Origin of the sequence: Rhizobium sp. 42MFCr.1 (assembly GCF_000377185.1) — a bacterium.
Taxonomy (GTDB): Bacteria; Pseudomonadota; Alphaproteobacteria; order Rhizobiales; family Rhizobiaceae; genus Rhizobium; species Rhizobium altiplani.
The window spans coordinates 18456-41125 of record NZ_KB897843.1 but is presented as its reverse complement, the minus strand read 5'-3'; the positions used below and the strand labels follow the sequence as shown (position 1 = coordinate 41125).

The 22670-nt window shown below is 58.8% G+C and carries 22 protein-coding genes and 6 pseudogenes; 13 read left to right on the top strand and 15 right to left on the bottom strand.

Going from position 1 to position 22670, the window contains the following annotated elements:
* Positions 1 to 326: 326 nt before the first annotated feature.
* Positions 327 to 1289 (top strand): DUF808 domain-containing protein, encoded by a 963-nt coding sequence (locus C934_RS0121825; protein WP_018858728.1) that lies wholly within the window; start codon positions 327 to 329, stop codon positions 1287 to 1289.
* A gap of 100 nt (positions 1290 to 1389) precedes the next feature.
* Here C934_RS0121825 and C934_RS36485 read toward each other — a convergent pair.
* Together C934_RS36485 and C934_RS0121815 are read right to left on the bottom strand one after the other, a co-directional pair.
* Positions 1390 to 1843 (bottom strand): annotated as a pseudogene (locus C934_RS36485) (IS5 family transposase); the annotation flags it as partial.
* A complete protein-coding gene (locus C934_RS0121815) occupies positions 1818 to 2045 on the bottom strand; it encodes a hypothetical protein (protein WP_018858727.1) in 228 nt (75 codons plus the stop codon). The pseudogene C934_RS36485 and the gene C934_RS0121815, both read right to left, overlap by 26 nt.
* Positions 2046 to 2089: 44 nt before the next feature.
* On the opposite strand from C934_RS0121815, the gene C934_RS0121810 reads away from it, so the two are divergent.
* Both C934_RS0121810 and C934_RS36330 read left to right on the top strand, forming a co-directional pair.
* The gene (locus C934_RS0121810) at positions 2090 to 2371 is read left to right on the top strand and encodes a type II toxin-antitoxin system Phd/YefM family antitoxin (protein ID WP_018858726.1); all 282 of its coding nucleotides are present in this window, start codon (positions 2090 to 2092) and stop codon (positions 2369 to 2371) included.
* Positions 2371 to 2467, top strand: a pseudogene (locus C934_RS36330) (type II toxin-antitoxin system RelE/ParE family toxin); the annotation flags it as partial. The gene C934_RS0121810 and the pseudogene C934_RS36330, both read left to right, overlap by 1 nt.
* An 8-nt stretch (positions 2468 to 2475) precedes the next feature.
* Here the strand turns inward: C934_RS36330 and C934_RS0121805 are convergent.
* Positions 2476 to 4404: an adenylate/guanylate cyclase domain-containing protein gene (locus tag C934_RS0121805; protein ID WP_018858725.1), complete on the bottom strand. Its 1929-nt coding sequence runs from the start codon at positions 4402 to 4404 to the stop codon at positions 2476 to 2478.
* Positions 4405 to 4631: 227 nt separating this feature from the next.
* Here C934_RS0121805 and C934_RS33905 point away from each other — a divergent pair.
* Together C934_RS33905 and C934_RS0121795 are read left to right on the top strand one after the other, a co-directional pair.
* Positions 4632 to 5372 (top strand): annotated as a pseudogene (locus C934_RS33905) (alpha/beta hydrolase family protein).
* Positions 5373 to 5549: 177 nt separating this feature from the next.
* A complete protein-coding gene (locus C934_RS0121795; RefSeq protein ID WP_018858723.1) occupies positions 5550 to 5987 on the top strand; it encodes a pentapeptide repeat-containing protein in 438 nt (145 codons plus the stop codon).
* Here the strand turns inward: C934_RS0121795 and C934_RS0121790 are convergent, their stop codons facing one another.
* Together C934_RS0121790 and C934_RS0121785 are read right to left on the bottom strand one after the other, a co-directional pair.
* The gene (locus C934_RS0121790) at positions 5988 to 6581 is read right to left on the bottom strand and encodes an NADPH-dependent FMN reductase (RefSeq protein WP_018858722.1); all 594 of its coding nucleotides are present in this window, start codon (positions 6579 to 6581) and stop codon (positions 5988 to 5990) included.
* A gap of 254 nt (positions 6582 to 6835) precedes the next feature.
* On the bottom strand, positions 6836 to 7309 hold the full coding sequence (locus C934_RS0121785; RefSeq protein WP_037090199.1) for a MarR family winged helix-turn-helix transcriptional regulator: 474 nt from the start codon (positions 7307 to 7309) through the stop codon (positions 6836 to 6838).
* A gap of 80 nt (positions 7310 to 7389) precedes the next feature.
* On the opposite strand from C934_RS0121785, the gene C934_RS0121780 reads away from it, so the two are divergent.
* Complete coding sequence (locus C934_RS0121780; protein WP_026371988.1) at positions 7390 to 8115, top strand: NAD-dependent epimerase/dehydratase family protein; 726 nt, start codon at positions 7390 to 7392, stop codon at positions 8113 to 8115.
* A gap of 195 nt (positions 8116 to 8310) precedes the next feature.
* The gene (locus tag C934_RS0121775) at positions 8311 to 8850 is read left to right on the top strand and encodes an isochorismatase family protein (RefSeq protein ID WP_018858719.1); all 540 of its coding nucleotides are present in this window, start codon (positions 8311 to 8313) and stop codon (positions 8848 to 8850) included.
* 198 nt (positions 8851 to 9048) lie between these two features.
* On the opposite strand, the gene C934_RS36480 is transcribed toward C934_RS0121775, so the two are convergent.
* Entirely contained in the window at positions 9049 to 9339 is a 291-nt protein-coding gene (locus C934_RS36480; RefSeq protein WP_442965931.1) for a DUF6519 domain-containing protein, read from the bottom strand.
* 98 nt (positions 9340 to 9437) lie between these two features.
* Here C934_RS36480 and C934_RS34780 point away from each other — a divergent pair, with 98 nt between their 5' ends.
* Complete coding sequence (locus tag C934_RS34780; RefSeq protein ID WP_018858717.1) at positions 9438 to 9590, top strand: hypothetical protein; 153 nt, start codon at positions 9438 to 9440, stop codon at positions 9588 to 9590.
* A gap of 55 nt (positions 9591 to 9645) precedes the next feature.
* On the opposite strand, the pseudogene C934_RS33900 reads toward C934_RS34780, so the two are convergent.
* The 4 genes and pseudogenes from C934_RS33900 to C934_RS0121745 form a co-directional block, all read right to left on the bottom strand.
* Positions 9646 to 9801 (bottom strand): annotated as a pseudogene (locus tag C934_RS33900) (NADP-dependent phosphogluconate dehydrogenase); the annotation flags it as partial.
* Positions 9802 to 9839: 38 nt separating this feature from the next.
* Positions 9840 to 10871 (bottom strand): L-idonate 5-dehydrogenase, encoded by a 1032-nt coding sequence (locus C934_RS0121755; RefSeq protein WP_018858715.1) that lies wholly within the window; start codon positions 10869 to 10871, stop codon positions 9840 to 9842.
* A gap of 10 nt (positions 10872 to 10881) precedes the next feature.
* Positions 10882 to 11208: pseudogene (locus C934_RS0121750) on the bottom strand (NAD(P)-dependent oxidoreductase); the annotation flags it as partial.
* Positions 11209 to 11287: 79 nt separating this feature from the next.
* Positions 11288 to 12976, bottom strand: coding sequence for a SulP family inorganic anion transporter (locus C934_RS0121745; protein ID WP_018858713.1), 1689 nt, complete (start codon positions 12974 to 12976; stop codon positions 11288 to 11290).
* Positions 12977 to 13414: 438 nt separating this feature from the next.
* Between C934_RS0121745 and C934_RS32315 the strand changes: the two genes are divergently transcribed.
* From C934_RS32315 to C934_RS0121725, 3 genes are all read left to right on the top strand, one after another.
* Complete coding sequence (locus tag C934_RS32315) at positions 13415 to 14509, top strand: AI-2E family transporter (protein WP_018858712.1); 1095 nt, start codon at positions 13415 to 13417, stop codon at positions 14507 to 14509.
* Between the two features lie 313 nt (positions 14510 to 14822).
* Positions 14823 to 14987, top strand: a complete 165-nt coding sequence (locus tag C934_RS34775; protein WP_018858711.1) for a hypothetical protein — start codon at positions 14823 to 14825, stop codon at positions 14985 to 14987.
* Between the two features lie 222 nt (positions 14988 to 15209).
* The gene (locus tag C934_RS0121725; protein ID WP_018858710.1) at positions 15210 to 16160 is read left to right on the top strand and encodes a polyphosphate kinase 2 family protein; all 951 of its coding nucleotides are present in this window, start codon (positions 15210 to 15212) and stop codon (positions 16158 to 16160) included.
* A gap of 52 nt (positions 16161 to 16212) precedes the next feature.
* Here the strand turns inward: C934_RS0121725 and C934_RS0121720 are convergent, their stop codons facing one another.
* The 3 genes and pseudogenes from C934_RS0121720 to C934_RS0121710 all read right to left on the bottom strand — a co-directional run.
* Positions 16213 to 17694, bottom strand: a complete 1482-nt coding sequence (locus tag C934_RS0121720; RefSeq protein ID WP_018858709.1) for an alpha-amylase family glycosyl hydrolase — start codon at positions 17692 to 17694, stop codon at positions 16213 to 16215.
* A 30-nt stretch (positions 17695 to 17724) separates the two neighbouring features.
* Positions 17725 to 20514, bottom strand: a complete 2790-nt coding sequence (locus tag C934_RS32310) for an MGH1-like glycoside hydrolase domain-containing protein (protein WP_018858708.1) — start codon at positions 20512 to 20514, stop codon at positions 17725 to 17727.
* A gap of 499 nt (positions 20515 to 21013) precedes the next feature.
* A pseudogene (locus C934_RS0121710) lies at positions 21014 to 21268 on the bottom strand (MGH1-like glycoside hydrolase domain-containing protein); the annotation flags it as partial.
* A gap of 85 nt (positions 21269 to 21353) precedes the next feature.
* On the opposite strand from C934_RS0121710, the gene C934_RS0121705 reads away from it, so the two are divergent.
* Together C934_RS0121705 and C934_RS0121700 are read left to right on the top strand one after the other, a co-directional pair.
* On the top strand, positions 21354 to 21635 hold the full coding sequence (locus tag C934_RS0121705; protein ID WP_018858707.1) for a type II toxin-antitoxin system Phd/YefM family antitoxin: 282 nt from the start codon (positions 21354 to 21356) through the stop codon (positions 21633 to 21635).
* Entirely contained in the window at positions 21635 to 21958 is a 324-nt protein-coding gene (locus tag C934_RS0121700; RefSeq protein ID WP_018858706.1) for a type II toxin-antitoxin system RelE/ParE family toxin, read from the top strand. Before C934_RS0121705 ends, C934_RS0121700 begins: the two co-directional genes overlap by 1 nt.
* A 76-nt stretch (positions 21959 to 22034) precedes the next feature.
* Here C934_RS0121700 and C934_RS0121695 read toward each other — a convergent pair whose 3' ends face one another.
* The gene (locus C934_RS0121695) at positions 22035 to 22271 is read right to left on the bottom strand and encodes a hypothetical protein (protein ID WP_018858705.1); all 237 of its coding nucleotides are present in this window, start codon (positions 22269 to 22271) and stop codon (positions 22035 to 22037) included.
* Positions 22272 to 22284: 13 nt separating this feature from the next.
* A complete protein-coding gene (locus C934_RS36475; protein WP_037090184.1) occupies positions 22285 to 22545 on the bottom strand; it encodes a DUF2934 domain-containing protein in 261 nt (86 codons plus the stop codon).
* Positions 22546 to 22670 lie beyond the last annotated feature (125 nt).

Here is a 22670-nt window from a genome sequence, read left to right as displayed (position 1 = left end):
ATTGCACGTTGCGAACATGGAATGTGCGTTCGCAATCCTTACCTATGCTCGCACGCCGTGCCCGTTCCCCAAACGACCGGCGGAGGTCGGCTTCCCCGACATTTTGTGTCTGGGCGAGCCCACCGCCCTAGTCCGCCGGACTTTCCTCATCAGACAAACGGTGGGGTCGCCATCGCCAGCGGAAGAAATACTCCACTAAGGTTTAAGCTTGCATTATTCGAGTGTCCCGCAGAAGCCGCGTTGCGACAAAGTCATTGCGGTAGGCTATCCAAACCGAAATTGCTCCTAGATAGTTCCACTGTATCTGGACGAATGGAAAAGCACCTATGGCAACTGGACTTCTCGCACTGCTCGATGACGTCGCGGCAATTGCGAAACTTGCGGCTGCGTCGCTGGATGATGTCGCCGCTCAAACAGCAAAAACAGGCGCGAAAGCGGCGGGAGTCGTGATCGACGATGCGGCGGTAACACCGAGATACGTGGTTGGCCTGTCGCCCGCGCGAGAATTGCCAATTATCGCTAAGATCGCCCTCGGATCCTTGAAGAACAAGCTTCTCTTTCTTCTGCCGGCGTGTATTTTTCTCGGCTACTTTGCGCCTTGGGCGATCACGCCGCTACTGATGGTCGGGGGCGTTTATCTTTGCTACGAGGGAGCCGAAAAGCTCTATGAAGCGATTGCCCCACACGACGCGCACAAGCATGAGGCGGCAGAGATGGGAACATCCGACCCGGTCGCGTTGGAAAACCAGAAGGTTGCGGGCGCAATCAGAACGGACTTTATACTCTCAGCAGAAATCATGGCACTAACCCTCGCGAACGTCGCCGCTTCCAATATCTACACGCAAGCTGCTGTCCTGGCGTCCGTCGGCATCCTCATCACCTTGGCCGTCTATGGCGTTGTCGCCCTCATTGTGAAGGCGGACGACATAGGGCTCGCGCTCGCTACTTCCTCAGTCGGCTTGGTCAGGGCGTTCGGCCGCGGCCTCGTTATCGGCGTCCCCTTGTTTCTCAGCATCCTCGCAATGATTGGGACCGCCGCCATGCTCTGGGTGGGCGGCAGCATTCTCGTCCACGGAATGGCCCAACTGGGCTTCCATGGACCGGAACATTTCATTGACACGATTGCAGTCGGCGTCGGTGCCGTATCGGCATATCTCACGGGGGTTCTGCATTGGACGACCACATCCGCGCTTCAGGCAGTGCTGGCGATTTTGATCGGCGGCATGACCATTGTGTTGGTGCATGCGTCGGCCCGGTTGATCAGGCGGCTCCGACCTCAAAATCCGTAAGTGGGTGTCACCTAATTCTTTCTGGGTGAACTCTGACGAACCGCGATCGGTTTCGGGCGCGCCGTTCGAGCTCCGTCGACACAAAGGCCCACCCGTAGTCGCTGTTGATGGCGTCGGCATCATATCCCTTGTCGGCCAGCAAGCGGCGAGGCCTGTTTACCGGCATCGCGAGAGGAGCTGGAACAGCGAGATAATGTTTCGCCACCCGTTAGGACGAAGCCAAGGGGGCGTCAGCTCGGGCATGGATTGTCATAAAGCCGCCGCGATCGACCAAAAGCCTCCTTATGAGTCCCCCTTTAGCGCCCGCTGCCTGTGAATGGCCCCGAACCGTGGTGCTGTCCAGCATGTGCTGCCAATCGTCCGTCAGGCCCATCTCGACAAGCCAAGAGGGCATCCCATACCCCTTGCTCAGCCCAGCGCCGGAACCGGACATAGACAGAATTCCACTTCCCGTATCGCTCATGCATATCCCGCCACGGGCAGCCGACCCGCAAAACATGCAGCATGCCGTTCATGAACTGACGGTTATCATGGGAAGGGCGCGATTTGCGGCCCGAACAAGCGCTCTTTCAGGATCGTATCGCGCTCGTTCCAGAGCGCGAGCGCAAAGCAGAGCCGCTGGCCGTCGTTCGAGATGCCGCCAAGGCCATCTTCGCCCCAGCGACAGGCCCGCGAGCGCGCCTGGTCGTGGGTGAAATAGTTCCAGAAGCCGCCCTGCGGATGTGTCAGCTGGCATTTGAAAGGCTGCTTTTCCATTGACCACTTAATGATCTACATTCTGGTCAATAGGGAGTATGTGCATGAAGCTTTCAGAGCAGGTCAAGCCAATCAGTTATCTCAAGGCGCATGCGCCTGAGATCATCCGGACGCTAAAGGACAATCCGCAGCCGGTCGTCATTACGCTTCACGGAGAGGCGAAAGCCATTCTTCAGGACGTCGGCCAATACGAAGAAACACAAGAGACGCTGGCGCTCCTGAAGGTACTGGCGCTCACCAACCGGCAGGTGGAAGAAGGGAAAGTGCGCCCCGTTGCGGACGCCTTCTCGCGCATCCGCAAGCGTCTAGCCGACAGCCAATCCTGATGCCATATCGTGTCGTTTGCTGAGGAAGCGGAACGCGACATCGAGGATCTCTATCGCTTCATCGCCAGCCGCGATGGGACCGAGGCGGGAGAGCGCGGGCTGTTCTATGGCTGCTCGAGTGAATTAGGCTTCGCCCCCTCGCATTCTGGCAATCGCACTGGTTTGGCGAGCTTCGCCAGCGCCTCATCCTTTGAGCACGGGGGGAAGCCAGCTAGCGGCATCGTCTCTATGAACCGACTGCGCTCCACCGAGCTTAGGCCGGGTTCGTTGATCATGCTCTCTACAGTCAGGTCCGGGTGCTGCTTGAGAGCTTCTGTAGCCGAGGCAGTCGCTTCATCGGTTCGGCCGAGAGCCGCGAGGGAGCTGCTTCGAACCACCCATGTCCACTTTTGGTAGTTGTTAGGCGTCATGCGCTCCAGCATTTTAACCGCGTCCTCATACCGGCCCGCCATAAAATAGGCAGGTGCGAAGAAGTTGGACGCCCACATCGGATAATTCGGGTCCAGCCTCATTACCTGGTCGACCATTTGAGCGCCGCGATCGGGTTCGCCGAAGCGTGCTGCAAAGCCAGTATAAAAAGTCAGGATTTCGGACGAACCCGGAGCTAGACGAAGGGCCGTATCCAGCTCAGACTTGGCACGGCCCATGTCCCCCTTGTTGGCAAGACTCATACCAAACACCGCGTGTGCTTCAGCATCGCTCGGATCAAGCTGCACCGCACGTTCGGCCACATCGTCGGCCGCCTTGCGATTGCCCTCTGGATCGACGCCAAACAACTCCAGAATCTCATGAGCATGGTAAAGTTCTACCCAAGCCCGTGCCAGCGCCGGGTCCAGCTCTACGGCGCGGTTGAGAAGCGTGATGGCTTCCTCCTCATCTGCTCTAGTGAGCTTTTCAATCTTCTCGGACCCCAGAAGATAGAAATCATAAGCATTCAGGTTTTCAGGCCGCTTGCGTTTGGCTGCCGCCCGCCCGGCCTCTTGAACCAGTCCCACACCGCCGCCGAGGCGGTTGGCGACCTGCTCTGCGATTTCGGTTTGAACGGCGAACACGTCCTCATCCGGCCGGTCCCAATTTTCCGACCAAAGATGGTGGCCGTTTTTTGCATCGATCAACTGTGCTGTGATCCGCACCCGACCGCTCTGCCGCTGGATCGAGCCTTCCAGCACAAAGCCGACATGGAGCGCATTTGCGACCTGGCGGACATCCACCGGCTTGCCTTTATAAGCATCCGTCGAGTTCCGTGCGACCACCTCGAATTCAGGAAACCGCGCGAGGTCGGTGATGATGTCCTCAGTCAGGCCATCGGCCAGACGCCCGGCAGCCCCGTCGCCGCTAAAATTGTCGAAGGGCAACACCGCCACCGACGGCTTGCCGCTTAAAGGTTCTGGATGCAGGAACCACCATACCCCGCCGCCCGCCAGAGCAAGCGCCACGATCGATGCTGTCGTCGTTTTTGCCCAGCGCGGCATCATTCCGAAAAGCGGGCGACGCGCCCGTTTGCCATTAAGTCTCAGCCGATACATCCGCACCGGCCGGCTGATGTTCTTGACCTGCTGCTCGCCGGCGAAATCGAGCGGCCAGTCGAGTTTTCCCTGGAGATGATCGTATGCCGTCCCCGACACCATCACGCCGCCCGGCTCGGCAAAATGCTCCAGCCGCGCTGCCACATTCACCCCATCGCCATAGACATCCCCATCCACCAACACCACATCGCCCAGATTGATCCCGACGCGGAACACGATACGCTCAGGCTCCTGTAGGTCGGCGTTACGCGCCGCCACGGCATTCTGAAACTCCGCAGCGCAGGCAACGGCATCAACGACGCTGTCGAAGGCAACGAGCGCGCCGTCGCCCATCAGCTTGATGACACTGCCATGGCGCTGGGAGATGGCGGGATTGATCAGCTCGGCGCGGATGGCTTTCAGTCGCTTGATAGTACCGGCCTCATCGGCCTCCATCGCCTTCGAGTAGCCTACCATATCCGCCGCCAGGATCGCGAGCAGCTTCCGGTCGAGAGCGGGAGTACTCATCTTCGTTGCCCTGCATGAACATGCAATATGTCGGAAGTCTACACCCATCGACGCGCAGCAACTAGCACACCGCCAAAACCGTGAGAGAAGCACGGGCCGCGAAGGACGCCGGTTGGTCGGTCACAGCTCCTATGGAACAGTGATTTTCGGTTGGATTGCGCCAACGCGGGACATTGACAGAGGTGGATGTCATCGTATCTTCGCGTGAAGGTTCGACGGGGTGAGTCATGTCCGCGGTTACGCAACACATCATCGATCGAGGCGACGGCGCGCGCGTCGAACTTTTCCAGACTCAACCTACACCAAACAATGGGGCGATACTGTTCGTACATGGAAATTAGGGTGGGCTTCTCTTAGGTGGAAGAGAGGCTGTCGATGACGGATCGCTGGTTCGGTTTTCATTTCGCCTGGGTGTCACGGCGGCGGCAATCTCTCAGCCTGGTTTTGGTGCATCGGACTGGCCTGCCGATTTCTGCGGGCCGACCACTCAGCAAGCTTGGAGTTTCTGAGGCAGCAGCCATCAGTCGATCCCGGGCGTATAGTTCTCTACGGAAATAGCCGAGGGGCTGTGGCGTCCGCAATGGTGGCCGCGAAAGTTGATGGCCTCAGGGCGCTAATCCTAACCGGTGGCATTTACGATTTTACGAGAAGCCTATGGAAGCAGTTCGAGAGGCTTGCAGCAAGCTATTCAGAAAGAGGCAGGCGTTTCAAACGAAAGCTTTTTGGAACGGTCCGCACTCCATCATTCGCAACAAATTCAAGCTGAAACCTTGCTTCTACACGGCAAGTACGATGATCGTGCATCGGTCGATCAAGCTGAACGATTTTACGAGGCTCTCGCACAGTTGGGTGTGCCGGTACAGTTCCATGCGCTCGAAGGCGGTCATCGCCTTCCCCGAGAACAGGTCACGCCCATCCTCCGGGAATTCTTAACGCGAATATTTTCGCCAGTCGCAGCGCTTCACTGATCTGCGCCAGCTTCGGGGCGACTGCGGACGACATCTCAACCCGCTCCGCTCAGAAATGCGCTTGACGTCGACGCGCCGATTAGAGAAGCGCAAATGCTCTCAAATTCGACGGTCGTAAATGATTGCGCGATCTGGCATTCTTTGGGTCACAATCAGGATTGAACGGAGGATACGAAAATGAGTGAAGAACACAATCAATTTGATGGTCCTCAGTTGCAGGGAACCCATTACAAGCGGGCCGATATGTCAGGCGCTAATTTCGATGGCGTAAACCTTGCAGATGCTCGGTTTTATGCTGTTTTGACTAAGGCAAGGTTCACCGACACCAATTTAAGCGAAGCGGTTTTTGACGATATCACCCTTGCGGATGCGCGCTTTAGTAACGTCAATCTGTCTGGGGCCGCCATCACGAACGCAAACCTTTCGCGCTTAATCATAAGCGGCGTCACGTTGGCAGATTCGGACATCAAAGATGCCGATTTAACTCGGATGCGAATCAACGGCGTTCTGGTGACCGATCTGTTCATTGCCTATGAACAGGCGAAAACCTCAAAGCCATTTACTGCTGAGATAATGGATGACGACTCGCCCCACAAACCGGACACGGCTCGGTGACTACACCTCCCACCCTGATCTATACCGACGCTCTTGCAGCAGGGAGACGAGTTCAAGTTTAACGTCCAGGGTTTTCCTCAACCGTGTTGAAAGAGCATCTGACAAATGATCGCCGCTCCAATCTCGCGTTGTGGTATATACGACATAGGGATTTATCACGCATTTGAAGTCCAACATTAGCGAGATGGCGGTTGGTGCGTAGGCCATATAGCTATGGGGTAAGCCCCCAGCGCAGACAAAAGTCACGACCTGATCGAACCACGCCGCTTTCTTGCCACCTTCTCCTGTAGCGCCTGTTAGCTCTATCAGATTTTTAGCCGCGCTGCCGATGGACCAATTGTAGATTGGGACCGACAGCACAATCCCGTCGGCATTTTTAATAGCATCGTGTGTGTGAAGATATGATGGATGAAGATAGCAATCAGCGTTGTCGAAATCGGGGAGAGAGGTGTTCCGTAGATCAATGAATTGCGATTCATGACCGCGTAATTGCAGAAGGCGCTCCATTTCCCGAGCAAGAACATAACTGCGACTTCGGGGATCGAGACTACATGACAAGATGGTGATCTTCAGCGCTTTCGAATGACCGGTCATACATTCCACAATCGCTTGACAAAATTCCGCTACGAAAAGCAATTCGCCACCTCAACCATGGTTGAGGTCAAGTTAAATAATAACCCGCGGTGCGCCGCCCCATCGCAGAAATTGCAACAATTGATGACCGCAATGGGCCGGCAGGATCTTTAGATCACGTCTCACCCTGAGGGTTGCAGGCTCGGCGGTGCCTTGGCGTCGAGCCGGACAGTACGGCCCTATTATGGGATAAGAACGCAGCAACCAAGAGGGCTTTATTCGCCGGTCGCCACCTGGACCAGCCACCGCCGAATTGTAGCCTCCTCCATCTCACCGAACCCGGCAACCAACTGCTCTTCGAGGAATTGTACCTGTGTACGGCATTCGGCCAATAGGTTCGATCCTTTCTCTGTAAGGCTTACTCGGAGAATGCGCCCGTGCACGGGATGGGGTGATCTGAAAATGAGCGCAGCTCGCTCAAGGTTGGCAATGATCACGCCTACAGTCTGCGGAGTAAGCAAGGCCATCCGGGCTATGTCCGCGCTCGACAATTCTGGATATGCCTTGATCATGGTCATGACTACGAACTGAGGTGGAGTCACGCTCAGGTGGGCGAGAGCACGGTCCATACGATTTCGATGCCCCCCTGCTGCTTGTCGCAACAGATATCCGAGGTGGCCAGTCTCGCCGCGCTTACCCTCACCTGCCTGCGGCGGGATATTTGTCGAACTTTCGACCAGCTTGCTCATGTAGTAAGGACTCTTATATGTTAGCATAGTTCTGGCAACTTGCATATCACATCAAGTTTGAGGCTTTAAGGAGCGCAACGATGGTCAAAACGGTTTTTCTCGCGGGAGCCAGTGGAGCTATTGGACGACGCCTCGCTCCACTGTTGGTATCCGACGGCTGGAGGGTTTTTGGGACAACCCGAACGGCGACAAAGGAGGAATCCTTGCGGGACCTCGGAGTTGAACCGATTGTCGTTGATATTTTTGACAAAGCGGCTGTCATTGGAGCGGTTCTGGAAGCCAGGCCGGAAGTTGTCATCCATCAGCTAACGGATCTGCCACCTGCACTCGATCAGGCCCGCATGGCTGAAGCTGCACCACGAAATGCGCGAATTCGTGACGAAGGCACTCGTAATCTGGTTGAAGCCGCAAGCAAGGCCGGCGCAACCAGGTTTGTTGCTCAGAGCATCGCCTTTGCCTACGCCGATAAGGCCTTGCCGTACGAGGAAGGAGATGCACTAGCCGTCACAGCCGATGGCCGTGCGGGAGTTTCTGCCCGCGGTATAGCAAGTCTTGAAACACAGGTTCTCGGTGCTCCCTTTACCGGTATCGTCCTGCGTTACGGGCGACTCTATGGTCCGGGAACGGGATTCGACAACCCGCCCGGACCTGCTGCTATCCATGTAGATGCTGCTGCTAAAGCCGCCGCGCAAGCGGCGAAGACCGGCGCTTCGGGGATTTACAATGTGGCGGAGGATGATGGCACGGTAACCACTGACAAAGCGCAGCGAGCGCTTGCATGGCAGCCGGCATGGAGAATGAGTTGAGGGTTGTGCCAAGCACCTGAGTGCTCGATGAGGAAGGCTTGGATTTCGTCCAAGGATCGATCCGCCGTGCCTTTTGCCTGGGCACGTGCAACCTTTCGGCCGATTACTTCCCCAACTTGGGACTTTCACCGGCTGATGCTCCGTCTTTGGTGGAGACAATTAGTCTGAAATTTAGCGTGAGATATGGAGACGAGAATGCCCTACATGGCTGAGACCGGCATGGAGAAAGCCGCTTTGCTGATCATGCATTATCAAGCGGACGTCTTTTCGATCCTAGCAGATAATATTCCCACAGACTTGCTCGACCGCACCAATTCACTGATTGCGAAATGGCGCGTGAGCGGCAATCCCGTGATTTTTGCAAATTTTGCGATCGACTATGGGTCCCGTCATGAAAACAATATGCTGATCAACAATATAAAGAAGACTGGATTCTTCCGTGACCCAGCGCCGGTCAGTGGGCTGGATATTGTTGATAGCGACTGGCGATACGCTTGTCCGCGCGCGAACGTCTTTCACGATACATCTTTGCACGCCGACTTGCAGGCTCATGGGATTAATACGCTAGTCATGGCGGGCGTAGCGAGCAGCGGCGTCCTGTTTTCTACCGTCGGATGGGCGAGCGATGCAGACTATCGAATGTACATCGTGCAGGATTGCTGTTTTGATCCGGATCCTACTGCCCACGAAGCGCTATTCCGGACCAGTTTCGCCACGCGGGCGGTAATTCTCTAGTTCGATGCAGGATGCGACCCGCATTCGAGGCAAGGTGCGAAATGGGTCGCCGACGCTGCGTGAGGAAGGCCGAACGGCTGCAAGACCGGACTGCTCAGCGACCGCACCGGCGTCAATCGCTTTTGCGCACTTCAGCACCTCTGCAGAAGCCAAACGCCTGCCGGGCTGAGCCCTGCTCCGATCAGAAAGACGGAAATCCTAGGTTTTCGGATCGCAGATCGGCTGATGCACACAGCCGCAGCGGTTTACGATCCAGACAGCCCCTGCCTTACGCACGCCGGCCAGTGCCGCCCTGTGGTGGGTGACGCCAAAGGGACCGACAAGGGCCGGCGTCTCGCCGTCGGGCTCGAACGGCCACTCGACGTCCCCCGTCGCAACGCGGGTCGGAATCAGCCAATAGTCGCCGCTCCTGTAGTAGCCGAGACTTTCAAACCAGACCTGAAGGCCGCGCTCGAGTTCAACCCAGTCGTCCCGACGCCGCTGAGGGATACCGCAGCGCGTCCGATAATTTTATCTAACTTGACCGATTACGATCTTTTGATACCTGTGACGAAAATAGGCAAAATGAGTGAGGATACCTTCTGACCTTGCCCCCTCATCGAGCAGCGCTGTTTGGCGAAACGGGGGCTGGCCGAGGCGTCGCCAATACGATCATCGAAAAGGACTTCTGGGTCTGCTGGACATTGAAGCGGCTGTTCGGACTGCACGAGAACGGTACGGCCACTCTTGTCTTCACCTGACCACGTGCTGGTGTAGGTCTTCGCCGTTGCCACTCTTGTTGCGCCCCGCCGATAGCTAGAACGTCATCGCACCGCTGCCCCACGGGCCGTGGTGGAAGTCCTTGCCGTCGAGGCGGTCGAAACCATACGCGCCGAAGAAGTCACGCTGCGCCTGGATCAGGTTCGCGGGGCCGCGGCCTTGGCGATAGGCGTCGAATAGGTCAGCGCCGGAACCGGCAGTGCCTCTGCATTTAAAGGCGTTCGAATTTATCAGAACGCGAGTTGGACCTTCATCGACTTCGTGCGGTCGCCGGCAGCTTCGAATGCGCTGACGGCATCCTCGATCGAATAGGTGCCGGTCAAGAGAGGCTTGAGATCGACCCGTCGCTGATTGATGAGATCGACGGCCAGGCCGAACTCCTCATGGAAGCGGAAAGTCCCCTTCATTTCGATTTCCTTGGCAACAACCATGTTCTGTGGGATCGACACGTCCCCACCGAGCCCGAGTTGGACAAGCGCTGAGCGCGGGCGAAGAACCTCGAGGCCGGATCGGACGGCACGCTCGTTACCAGACGCTTCGAACTGAACGTCGAAATATCCCTTGTTGGCGGAATAGACCGAGAGTTCCTCCGGATTATTGGCAACGTTGATCACGCGGTCGGCCCCGATCTCAAGCGCCTTGCCGAGCACCGTGTCCATTACATCCGTCGCGACAACTTCGCGTGCGCCATGAGCACGCGCGGCGATGATGGCAAGCGCCCCGATCGGGCCACAACCCGTGACGAGAACGCGCTTGCCGATGAGCGGGCCTGCGCGGTTGACAGCGTGGAGCGTCACCGCAAAAGGCTCGGCCATTGCCGCTTCGTTGATCGAGATGCCGGCGGCGACCTTATGGCACTGCCAGGCCTCGGCAACCAGCCGCTGGCGGAATGCGCCCTGGATGTGCGGCATTGGCATGGCGGAACCGTAGAACCGCATGTTGAAGCAATGGTTCTGCTCGCCGCGCAGACAGTATTCGCAGGCGTTGCAGGGTCGGCTTGGCGACACCGCGACCCGATCACCGACAGCAAGGTGAGAAACGCCCGTTCCAAGCGCCTTGACCGTCCCGGCCACTTCATGACCGAGGATCATCGGCTCGCGGACGCGCACGGTGCCGAAGCCGCCATGATTGTAATAGTGCAGGTCGGACCCGCAGATGCCACCAGCCTCTATGGCGATTTCCACCTGACCGGCTCCAACCGTTTCGACCTCACGTTCCTCGACGCGCAAATCCTTGGCCGCGTGAATGACGACTGCTTTCATGATGATTTCCTCACACGACGGGGGTCGGTCGAGACTTGCCGGCGAAATGCGCAGCCAAATTATCGCGCACGAGTTGGCCCATTGCCTTCCTGGTCTCGACCGTACCAGATCCGTGATGCGGCTGCAGCACCACATTGTCGAGCTCGAAAAACCGCGGATCGATGCCAGGCTCGTTGAGAAAGACATCGAGACCAGCGGCCTTGATCGCTCGACGTTGAAGCGCGGCAATGAGCGCATCTTCGTCAACGGTCGAACCACGTGACACGTTGATGAGAATGCCGTCCCGACCCAGCGCCTCGAGCACCTTACCATTGATGATGTTTTTCGTTCCATCACCGCACCGCTCGCGATGACGGAGTAGCCCTCCACCGCCCGCTGGATCTTTACCTGAACGGCCGCACCTCGGCCGGTAACCACTACGCCGGCCCAGCCTTCTGCGGCGCCGTACTGTTCATGTCTTTGTACTGTTCTATCGCAACACGTGCATTGAACAAAAGACGGCGGGGGCCAAGTTGCTTGTCCAATCCGGACTTGCGAACTATCTCGAGCACGCCCGGGTTCAATCCCACGAGCCAAACCGTGACACCCTCTCTCACCGCGCGCTCATCATTTTCGATCATCATCTGGAGAGCTGAATATTCGATGTCGGAGACGCGGCTCATGTCGATGGCCAGCACACGAGGCTTGTGCTCTGTGACCAAGGCCCCGATCTGGTCGGTCACGTCCTGCGCATTGATAAAGAAAAGACGACCTTCCGGACGCACGATTAGCAGTCCCTCGAAGGTTTCGTCGTCGGGATGATCGGGAGAGACGGGGCGAAGCACGTCAGCCCCGCGCTTTTTTCCGATCACTGAGACGCGCGGATGCGCCGCCTGGTAAGCGAGGGTGATGAGCGACAGGATGATTGCGACAATGATGCCCTGCAATGTACCGAATGTCAGGACACCGACCGCCGCAACCAATGCCCACCAGAACTCCATCGCTCGGATCCGCCGAATTTGCACAAACTCTGCCGGCTTTATCAGGCCGACAGAGTAGACGATGACGATCGCCGCCAGGACGGCATTCGGCAGGAGTCCGAGGATCGGCGCGAACAACAACATCGTGGCCAAGGCCGCGGCCGCTATGACGAACGAGGCCCTTTGCGAGCGACCGCCCGCCGAGCGAACGACACTCGTCTGGGACGTTCCGCCGCCCGCTGGCATCGCCCCTAAGACGGCGCCCGCGAGATTGGCGGCACCGGTCGCTGTGAGTTCGCGGCTTGGGTCGATGAGCGGGTCCCCGGGAGCTTGAAAGGCGCGACCTGCCGCAATGGTCTCTGTGAAGCTCATCAGCGCGAGCCCCAACGCGGCTGGCAACAGGCTCTGTGCCAAGGTGAAGTCGGGCAAGGCAAGAGACGGTAAGCCCTGAGGGATATGTCCGACCGTCGAGACACCGAGCTGTGAAAGATGGAAGAGCCAAGAGGCGGCAATGGCTCCCGCTACAATGACGAGCGGAGCTGGAGAATGGGGCTTGAGGTTTTCCATCGCCACCAGCAGAACAAGCGTCAGCCCGCCGACGAGAAGTGTCGGCAAATGAATGTCCGGAACATGGAAGATGACGCTTGCGAGATCGAAGAAGAAGGAATGCTTTTGGATATGAATCCCCAGAAGCTTCGGCAGTTGATCCAGCAAAATGACGAAGCCGATTCCAGCCTTGAAGCCGGTTAACACCGGCGATGATATGAAGTTTGCGATAAAGCCGAGGCGCACCAGCCTAGCCACAATCAGCGCTGCACCGACAAGAAGAGTGAGTGTGGCGGTTGCGGCCGCAAGCCTTTGCGGGTCTTCGTCCGGCACGACCAGACCGAGGGCGGCGCCGGTGAGGATGGCGAGCGTTGTTGTCGAGGTAACGCTCAGTACCCGCGACGACCCGAGCAGGCCATATACGATAGCGGGGATTAACGCGGTGTAGAGCCCAACCGCCACAGGCAACCCCGCGACCGTGGCGTAGGCCATCGCCTTGGGCAGCACCACGGTTGCGGCCGTCAGGCCGGCAATGACATCGAAGCGAAGAGCAGTGGAACCTGATGCCGCACTGCTGCTATCTGTCGGATGGGCCTGCATCGGTCTGACCTTTACGGGAACGGCACCCCAAGCCTAGTCTCTGATCAGCGACGCGGTCAATGCCCGAAGAGCGGGGCTTGGGTAGGGCGCCCCGGAGGGGCGGCTGCTATTGCTGGTACGCGTTATAGTTTGCCGATCCTAGCGTAGGTTCGGCCGCTCGCGGCACCAGCGATCGTATCTGGATGCTTCGGGGCAACCTTGGTATAGTGTGGGCCTCCGGAGCCAAGTAGGGTCGCTCTTCTGTGGAAAATCCCGTTGCTGCGGTCTCATCCCGTAACGCGCCTTTGCGAACCCTGATGTCGGCACAGGCAGCGCTGTCGCCGGCGGAATCCTCCCTGGACCGTCGCGAGCTGGTCCAGTGCATCGGCAGGATCCGAGCGGGAGCCGCGACGACGGGTGATCCCATGCCTTCGACGGTTTCTCTGACGGGTGACCAAGATGCCCGATGAGACGACTCCTGCCGGCGGCACCCACCGTCAACTCGGGCTTGGCACAGCCGGCCTGATCGAGCGCAGCATCACTTTGCTGATGGTCGTGGTCCTGCTTGTCGGCGTGCTCGCAATATTGAAGCCCTTCGCCGCCGCCATCCTTTTCGGGGCGACGTTGGCGATTGCCGCCTGGCCCTTGCGGCAATGGATGATCGGCCGGGGTGTCGGGCCTCGCCTGACTGCAGTGCTGCTTCTCCTGCTTTCGCTCCTGGTGATCGTGTTGCCGGCACTGATCATGGCTCCGGTTCTCACCGACGAACTGAAGGCGTTCACGGAGAGCGTCGAGAACTACTTCTCGGCAACACCACAACGTCCCGGCTGGATCGAGAACGTCCCCCTGGTCGGTGGCAAACTTGCTTCTGCATGGGATGGCCTACTAGAAGCGAAGGGTGACGTCGCCACTGCACTTGCACCCCAATCCGAGATTTTGCAGCGGTGGCTAATCACGGCGGCGCGTGCGCTTGGCGACAGCGTCGTCCAGATGATCCTGGCGCTGATCGTGGCAACCATGTTTTGTATCAACGGGAGCAAGCTGGTTGAAGAACTGGATAGCATCGTCGTCCGGCTGGGCGGGGCAACGGCGCATGCCAGCCTTCTTGCAGCCGCAGGCGCGGTTCGCAGCGTCTCCTATGGCGTGATCGGCACAGCTCTCGCGCAGGCAGCGCTACTGGTGCTCGGCCTGGCACTTGCAGGTGTACCTGGTGCGACCACGCTCGGCTTCGTCGGTCTACTGCTCTCCATCAGCCAGATCGGAGCCCCCCTCCTGGTGCTGATCTGGGGTGGTGCGGCGTGGTGGCTGTTCGGGCAGGACCAGGTCGGATGGGGGAGCTTCATGGTCGCATGGGGAATTTTGGTCAGTATGGTCGACAACGTTCTCAAACCATGGCTGATCGGTCGCGGCATTCGAATGCCTATGCCTCTGACGATCCTGGGCGTTTTCGGTGGCTTTATCGCCTTTGGCTTCCTTGGTCTGTTTATTGGACCGACGCTGCTTGCTGTCGCTTTCGTCCTGCTGCAGGCATGGCGGACGAGTCCGCCCGGCTAACAACTTGCTTCCAATTGGACCGCGGCAAAGACGAGTTACCGAGGATTGCCGCTTAAACTTCCAGAAGATGTCGTCGGACTTCGTCTCCTTGGAGACAAGCGGAATCGGAGGCGCCGATGCAAGTGCTCTAGACATCAACATGGACGCAGAAACGCGCAAGAGCGCGGCGCCTTGCCCGCATCCGGGACAGCGGTGGGTCAAATGCGTTGGCCGGCGAAATATGATATACCCGTGTATATCACGAGGAGGTGAACCTGCCAGATGTAACTGAAGAGGCGCGGTCGACAACGATGATGGGGGGTGAAAAAGGTAAGTGGCTGACGCAACCCAAAACCAATTGGCGCGCTGGCTGCGGGGGTTTCAAGTTCTTCGTCAGTTCCATGATTTTGTTGCAGGGATCGTGCTGACCACCATGCTGGTGCCGGTCGGCATCGCCCATGCCGCAGCGTCGGCGATACCTGGATTTTACGGGCTCTAGGCGACGATTGTCCCTTGTTAGCCTATGCGGTGTTTGGCGTGTCGCCGTCGACCGAGCCGGCTCCATCAGGCGCAGTTCGGGCCGACAGCGAGAGCCGGTGGTTCCTCCGAGCAACGCCGGCTGGCACTCGCAACAGATTGCAGAATGTCCACGCCGCTGCACGAATGCGTGAATGCTGACATACAAGGATGTCGACTTCGGTTGCCAAAATGGGAGCATGTCATGGCAGAGGACAAGATGAAACTGGATGTGGATTTTGACCAGAAGCGTGAGATCCCTGTGGGGGACAGCGGCCGCGTACGCTTTCGTTTCCGCGACATTGCCGTGGAGCCCGGAAAGGCGGTTTCGCTTAAGGATTTCGACCCGGATTTTACCGGCGGCTATGACGACAAGGCCGGGGCGCTCGAAAAAGTGGCGGCAAACGTCGATCGACTGTCTGCGATGCAGGAAGTTCTCTATGCACAGGATAACTACGCCCTGTTGATCATTTTTCAGGCCATGGACGCGGCGGGCAAGGATGGCGCGATCCGCCATGTCATGTCCGGGATCAATCCGCAGGGCTGCCAGGTTACAAGCTTTAAGGCGCCGTCGGCGGAGGATCTAGACTATGGCTATCTTTGGCGCGCATCAAAGGCGCTGCCAGGGCGCGGCATGATCGGCATTTTCAACCGATCCTACTACGAGGATGTTCTGGTCGTCAGGGTTCATCCGGAGTTGCTTGAAAAGCAAAAGCTTCCGCCGCGCGCTCGCAAAGGAGATATCTGGCAACGCCGGTTCAAGGAGATAAACAACTTTGAAAAATATCTTCGGCAAAACGGCACAATCGTTTTGAAGTTTTTTCTCAATGTATCCAAGAAGGAGCAGAAGAATCGCTTCCTGGCGCGGATAGACGAGCCAGAAAAGAATTGGAAGTTTTCGCCGGCGGATTATGCAGAGCGAAAACACTGGGACGACTACCAAAAGGCGTTCGAGGATATGCTGGAAAACACCAGCACGGAGTGGGCTCCCTGGTTCGTCATTCCGGCCGACAACAAATGGTTTGCCCGGCTGGCGATTTCGGAGGTGATCTCCGGGGCCTTCGAGAGGATCGATCTGCAGATGCCTGTGGTCAGTGAAGCGCGAAAGAAGGAACTGATGCAGATACGAAGACAGCTTCTCGACGAAAAGGACTGATGGCGCGGCTCTGTCGCTGGCATGTTGTCCGTGGCCACCCGTGCCTGTCGCCTCAGGGCAGCGCGGTGATTTGAAACACGTGGTAGCCCCACGGCGGCAGATCGAGATAGAGCCCCCTTGAGACGAGGGCGCTCCCGTCGCGGTCATAGCTGGCGAGACCCATCAGATCCTTGAGCCGCACGGCTCGACAGGCCAGGTCGGAGAACGGGAGCTGGACAAAACACTGGCTCTGGTTTGGAGCATAGTTGACGACGATCATCTGCCGCTGGCCGTCATTCTTCTCCCAGGACCAGGAGATGAAGCAATCCGACGTCCAGTTGCCCTCCCAGGCCGGAACGCAATCGAGCAGACGCCACTGGCCATCGCGGACGATCGGCTCCCGGAGCACCGCCAGAAGGTCTTCGTAGAACTGCTGGCAGGCCTCACTCACCGGCTCCAGTGGCGCACGGATCAAGTGTGGCGAGATGCGCTTTTTCCGCCCCTGGAACTGACCCTGATGGAAGAACCGCAGCCCAGGCGAAAGGAAGGTCACAATCGCCGCGGCTTGGTGCATCTCGGGCGTGAAGGTCGCAGCGACCCGGGGCTCGTCGTGGTTCTCCAAAAACCGAGCAAGCTTCTGCTGGTAGTCGAGCCCCGCGTACAGATGCTCGCGCACCGGCCGCGCGCGCCCCTCGCGCAAGCGATCGTAAAGCCCCTTGTCGTAGGCGTAGTCAAAGCCCTGCTGCTGCAGCGTCCATTCCATGTCCCAGTACACCTCGGCCATGAAGGTAAACCGCGGGAATTGTTTGCGGACGCGTTGCGTCGCTTGCGGCCAGAACAGCTCGACGTGGATGTGCCACGTCCGTTCGAATATCTCCGGCAACACCAGCATCGCCATGTCGCAGCGGACCCCGTCGCACTGCTTGGCGATGCGCAACAGCTCGCCGATCATCGCGCGCTGCAAGTTCGGATTGCCGTAGTTGAGCTGTAGCGTGTCGGGCCAGCCGTCGAAATATGGGTCGCGGCCGTAGGCTAGCACCAGCGGCCCTCTGGACGTTCGCACGCGGCAGTAGTTCTGCGGTGCCTTTGCGAAATCGGCGTCGCTGCCGTGGACGAAATAGTCGGGATGCTGTTCGACCCACCGGTGATCCGGCGCCATGTGATTTGGCACGAAGTCGAGCAGCAGCCGCAGCCCACGCTGCTTGAGCCGTTCGCGCAGGCGCGCCAGCGCAGCATCGCCGCCCAGACGGGAGTGCACCGTGTAATCGGCTATGGCGAAGCCCGATCCTGCGATGTCTGTCTCGCGCAGGTCGGGCAATGTCTCCTCAAACTGGTGGCGCCAGTCCAGGTTGGTGCGAGATACACTTTGTGCCGCTGGACCGGTCTGCCAGACGCTTAGCAACCAGATCCAGTCGAACCCCATCTCGGCAAGGCGCTCCAGCTCAGTGTCCGGAATGTCATCAAGCGTGGCCGGCCGGCCGAGCCCTTGGGACAGCTCGGTAAGCCAGACGCGCGTGTTGATCTGAAAGAGCGAGGGATGGAATGCCGTGTTCACCTCAGTTCCCTCTCCGCAATGGCTGCTCTTCTATGCGCTGCCTCGCGAGGCAGCTCCATACGCCCGTTCCCGGACGAGGCGGTCCACGAGCCGCCTTTTCTCCTTCTCCTCCAGAATGTCGGCGGCGCCGGTACGGCCGAAGAGGTCGAGCAGGCGCGCGATCACGCCCGTCCAACCGGTCTGGTGACTCGCCCCGAGGCCCGCCCCGTTGTCCCCGTTGAAATACTCGTAGAAGAGGATGAGGTCGCGCCAGTGCGGGTCCTCCTGAAACTTCGCGGTCCCTCCATAGACCGGGCGACGGCCGTTCGCATCTCTCAGGAAAATGCTCGCGAGCCGCTGCTTTATCTCCTGAGCCACCTCGAAGAGCGTCATGTGGCGACCGGAGCCGGTCGGACACTCGACCTTGAAGTCGTCGCCGTAGAAACCGTAGAGATTGAGGAGCCCACGCACGATTAGCGCGTTGACCGGCATCCAGACGGGGCCCCGCCAGTTCGAGTTCCCGCCGAACATCCCCGTGTCCGATTCGGCCGGCAGGTAGGAGACGCGGTGGGCGTCACCCCCGACATGAAGAACGAACGGGTGGTCCTGGTGGTAGCGGGAGAGAGAGCGGATACCGTACGGGCTCAGGAACTCCCTCTCGTCGAGCAGATAGGCGAGCACCCTCTCGAGGCGTTTCCTGGACAGCGGCGAGAGCAGGCGGCGCCCGGCATAGCCGACAAAACCGTGCTCGGTTGGAGCGACCTGCGCCACGACGTCGGGATGTCGCTCCCTGAAAAGGTTGACGAGTTCGCGAAGCTTTGGATATCGCTCGAAATCGTCTGGGCCGAAGATTGTGGAGGCGCAAAGCGGGATAAGCCCTACCATCGACCGGACCTTGAGGCGGGTCGCCGATCCGTCCGGCAGCCGCAGCACGTCGTAGAAGAATCCATCCGTCTCATCCCACATCTCGTCATTGTGCTCACCGATGCGGTCCATTGCGTAGGCGATCCACATGAAGTGCTCAATGAACTTGAACGCCGCCTCCTCGTAGACGGGATCGTGGTCGGCGAGTATGAGAGCGATCTCGATCATGCTCTGGCAGTAAAACGCCATCCAGGCGGTGCCATCGGCCTGTTCGAGCGACCCGCCGGTCGGAAGCGGCGCGCTGCGGTCGAAGACACCGATGTTGTCGAGGCCGAGGAACCCGCCGGCGAAAACGTTCCGGCCATCGGGGTCCTTGCGGTTCACCCACCAGTTGAAGTTGAGCATGAGACCCTGGAACGAGCGCTCCAGGAAGTCGATATCCTCCTGCCCGAGGGCTTGCTCCGTCCTGTAGAGAAAAAGCGTCGCCCACGCATGCACGGGCGGATTGACATCGCTGAAGTTCCACTCGTAGGCCGGGATCTGCCCATTCGGATGCACATACAGGCTTCGCAGCATGAGGAGGAGTTGCGCTTTTGCGAAGTCCAAATCGACGAGCGCGAGCGCGAGCGTGTGGAACGCGAGGTCCCATGCAGCGTACCACGGGTATTCCCATTTGTCGGGCATGGAGATGATATCGCCATTGAACATGTGGAACCACTCGGCGTTGCGCATCCGCCGCCTGGAGGTTCCGACGAGAGGATGCGCCTCGTGCTCCTTGAGCCAGGTGTCCACGTCGTAGAAGTAGTACTGTTTCGACCAGAGCATCCCCGCAAGCGCCTGGCGGTGGACCCGCCGCTCGTCCTCGTTCAGCGACCCGGGGGTAATCCGCTGGTAGAACTCGTCGGCATCCTTCTTGCGGGCGGCCACCGTCGCATCGAAGCTCTTCGCGAACGGCCTCGCCGGCAGCCTTGCCGACAATCGCAACCGGACGATCGAGGCACCGCCCGCCGGCACGTCGAGGATGTAACGCGCCGCGGCCTTCGTGCCGGTCTTTTCCGGGTTAATGGCCCCGGTGTCACCAGAAACGACGTATCGGTGGAACGCGTCCTTGACGAACGCCGTCGGGTTCGGCTGCCCCCAGAGGAGGGAAACATTGCTCTCGTTCTCGGTGAAGAGAAATTCCGGACGTCCGTCGCACGCGAGCGTGTAGTCGCCGACCTCGGGGTGCGAGGCGTGGAGGGTCCCACAGGCTTCCCGCAGGAGCGGCTTGGCCCCATTTTTCCCCCACGACCACGTGTTGCGGAACCAGAGCGTCGGCAGCACGTGGAGCCGCGCGGCCTCGGGCCCCCGGTTATGCACCGTCACCTGGATCAGCATGTCCTCCGGGTCTTCCTTGGCATACTCGAGGAAAACGTCGAAGTAGCGGTCGTCGTCGAAGACAGCGGTATCGAGCAGCTCATACTCGAACTCCTCCCTCGACCGGTGCCGGCTGGTCTCGACGAGGTCCCGATAGGGGAACTCCCGCTGGGGGTACTTGTAGAGGTACTTCATGTAGGAGTGCGTAGGAGTCGAGTCGAGGTAGAAGTAGTATTCCTTGACGTCCTCGCCGTGATTTGACTCGCTGTTCGTGAGCCCGAACAAACGCTCTTTCAGGATCGGATCGCGCTCGTTCCAGAGCGCGAGCGCAAAGCAAAGCCGCTGGCCGTCGTCCGAGATGCCGCCGAGGCCATCTTCGCCCCAGCGATAGGCCCGAGAGCGCGCCTGGTCGTGGGTGAAATAGTTCCAGGCGTCGCCCGACTCGCTGTAGTCCTCGCGTACCGTGCCCCACTGCCTCTCGCTCAGGTAGGGGCCCCATTTCTTCCAGGCCCCCCCTGCCTCTCTGTCCTCCTCGAGGCGACGTTGTTCCGCGACAAGGACGGATCGCGACGGCTGCGCCGGCTCGGCTTGCGCCCTTGCGCCCGATGGACCATTCGACATAGTTCGGTCCCCTCATTTTCCGTGGATGCGCATGCGCGGTGTTCTGGCTCGCGGCATATGTCGATTGTAGCGGAAATGCTGGGGTCATGTTGACATTTAGCGGAGAGCTTTCGCGGGCAACGCAAAGCGAAGAATTTCAAAGCCCCAGAGGACTGGCAACGTTTTCACAGGTTGTCGAACTGCTTTCGAAGGGCGTCGGTCGGCTTCCATGCGCCGATTTTTGAATGCAGACTTTGAGCCTGGCGGGCGCATGATCTGACGCGAGGTGGACCTTCGGTCGCCCTCGGCCGAACGCGCGCCCCCCTTCGGAAGTACGGAATCCATGGTTTCCCGCCCACTATTTCAGCCGATGCACTCCCTCAGCATTTGTTACTTTTGATGGGAATCGAACCGCTGGCGCATTCTCTCCAGCTTTGCCTATGACACGATCATCGCCGCCGCTAGGTGTCGACCGGCAAGAACGTCATGCCGCGCGTCGCCGCCCTGCTAGACGTCGCGTGGGGTACTTGTAGAGGTGCTTCATGTAGGAATGTGTAGGAGTCGAGGTAGAAGTAGTATTCCTTGACGTCCTCGCCGTGATTTGACTCGCTCCTCGTGAGCCCGAGCAAGCCCTCTTTCAGGATCCGCTCGTTCCAGAGAGCGAGCGCAAAGCAGAGCCGCTGGCCGTCGTCCGAGATGCCGCCAAGGCTATCTTCGCCCAGCGATAGGCCCGCGAGCGCGCCTGGTCGTGGGTGAAATAGTTCCAGGCGTCGCCCAGCGGATGCGTCAGCTGGCATTTGAAAGGCTGCTTTCCATTGACCACTTAATGATCTATATTCTGGTCAATAGGGAGTATGTGCATGAAGCTTTCAGAGCGGGTCAAGCCAATCAGTTATCTCAAGGCGCATGCGCCTGAGATCATCCGGACGCTAAAGGACAATCCGCAGCCGGTCGTCATTACGCTTCACGGAGAGGCGAAAGCCATTCTTCAGGACGTCGGCCAATACGAAGAAACACAAGAGACGCTGGCGCTCCTGAAGGTACTGGCGCTCACCAACCGGCAGGTGGAAGAAGGGAAAGTGCGCCCCGTTGCGGACGCCTTCTCGCGCATCCGCAAGCGTCTCGCCGACAGCCAATCCTGATGCCATATCGTGTTCTTTTTGCTGAGGACACGGAACGCGACATCGAGGATCTCTATCGCTTCATCGCTAGCCGCGATGGGGCCGAGGCGGCAGAGCGCATCCTGACGGAAATCGAAAGCACCTGCGCCGAACTTGAAGATTTCCCCGCCCGCGGGAATGTACCGAAGGAGTTGGCGGGTATCGGAATCTCCGAATATCGGGAGCTGCACCATAAGCCGTGGCGCATGATCTATCGTATCTTGGCCACTGATGTCGTTGCCTACTGCGTCGTGGACGGACGCCGTGACATGCAGGCGTTTCTGGAGCGAAGGCTGCTGCGCTGATGTTAGGGCGGCGCGGTTTTTGGTTGTCGACTACGACGGGATCCCGGCGGGCGTCGCTGAATGGAACCGACCAGCCTCAGTGAACAGCAGCCGACGTCGGCGCGTTTACCCTGGTGGCATCTTGGCCAACATAAGTGGATATCAGCATTGCGGCAATCTCGTCCAAGGACCGGTAACCCTCGTTGTATAGTTCTATCGCGGCCAGGCAGAGCACGCTTGTCGACTGCTCATTGGGGATAATGCCATAATGGCGATGCCAGGCCTGTACAGCTTCGGACATCGTTCGAAAATCAGGTTCCAGCTTCTTTGGCACAGGCTGTTCCTAGTTACTTGTTCCGGAGGCCAGTTGACCCGGCTTGAACGAACGAACCCTGCACGCCTTCTGACGAAATGGCATCTGAACTCGTCTTATCGTCTCCAGGTATCGTTGTCGCACTGTGATGCGAAGGCGAAGACGTCTGGGGCAAGTCGCCGTCTTCGGCCACGAAGCGGTCAGCCTCATACCAATGTCGATCCTGCTGGCCTTCCGGACGACCCTCCGATACCCACTTCTCGAACGCCCGCCGTCTCACGTGCTCCGTGTCCATGAAAGCCTCCATTGTTGGCATCATAAACGTCCGCTGCACGGAGTGGTTCCTCGATTACTGGTGGGGTCGAAATGACATTTTTGTGCACAATCGAAGCCGCTTACTCGAAGGACTTCGAGGGTTAT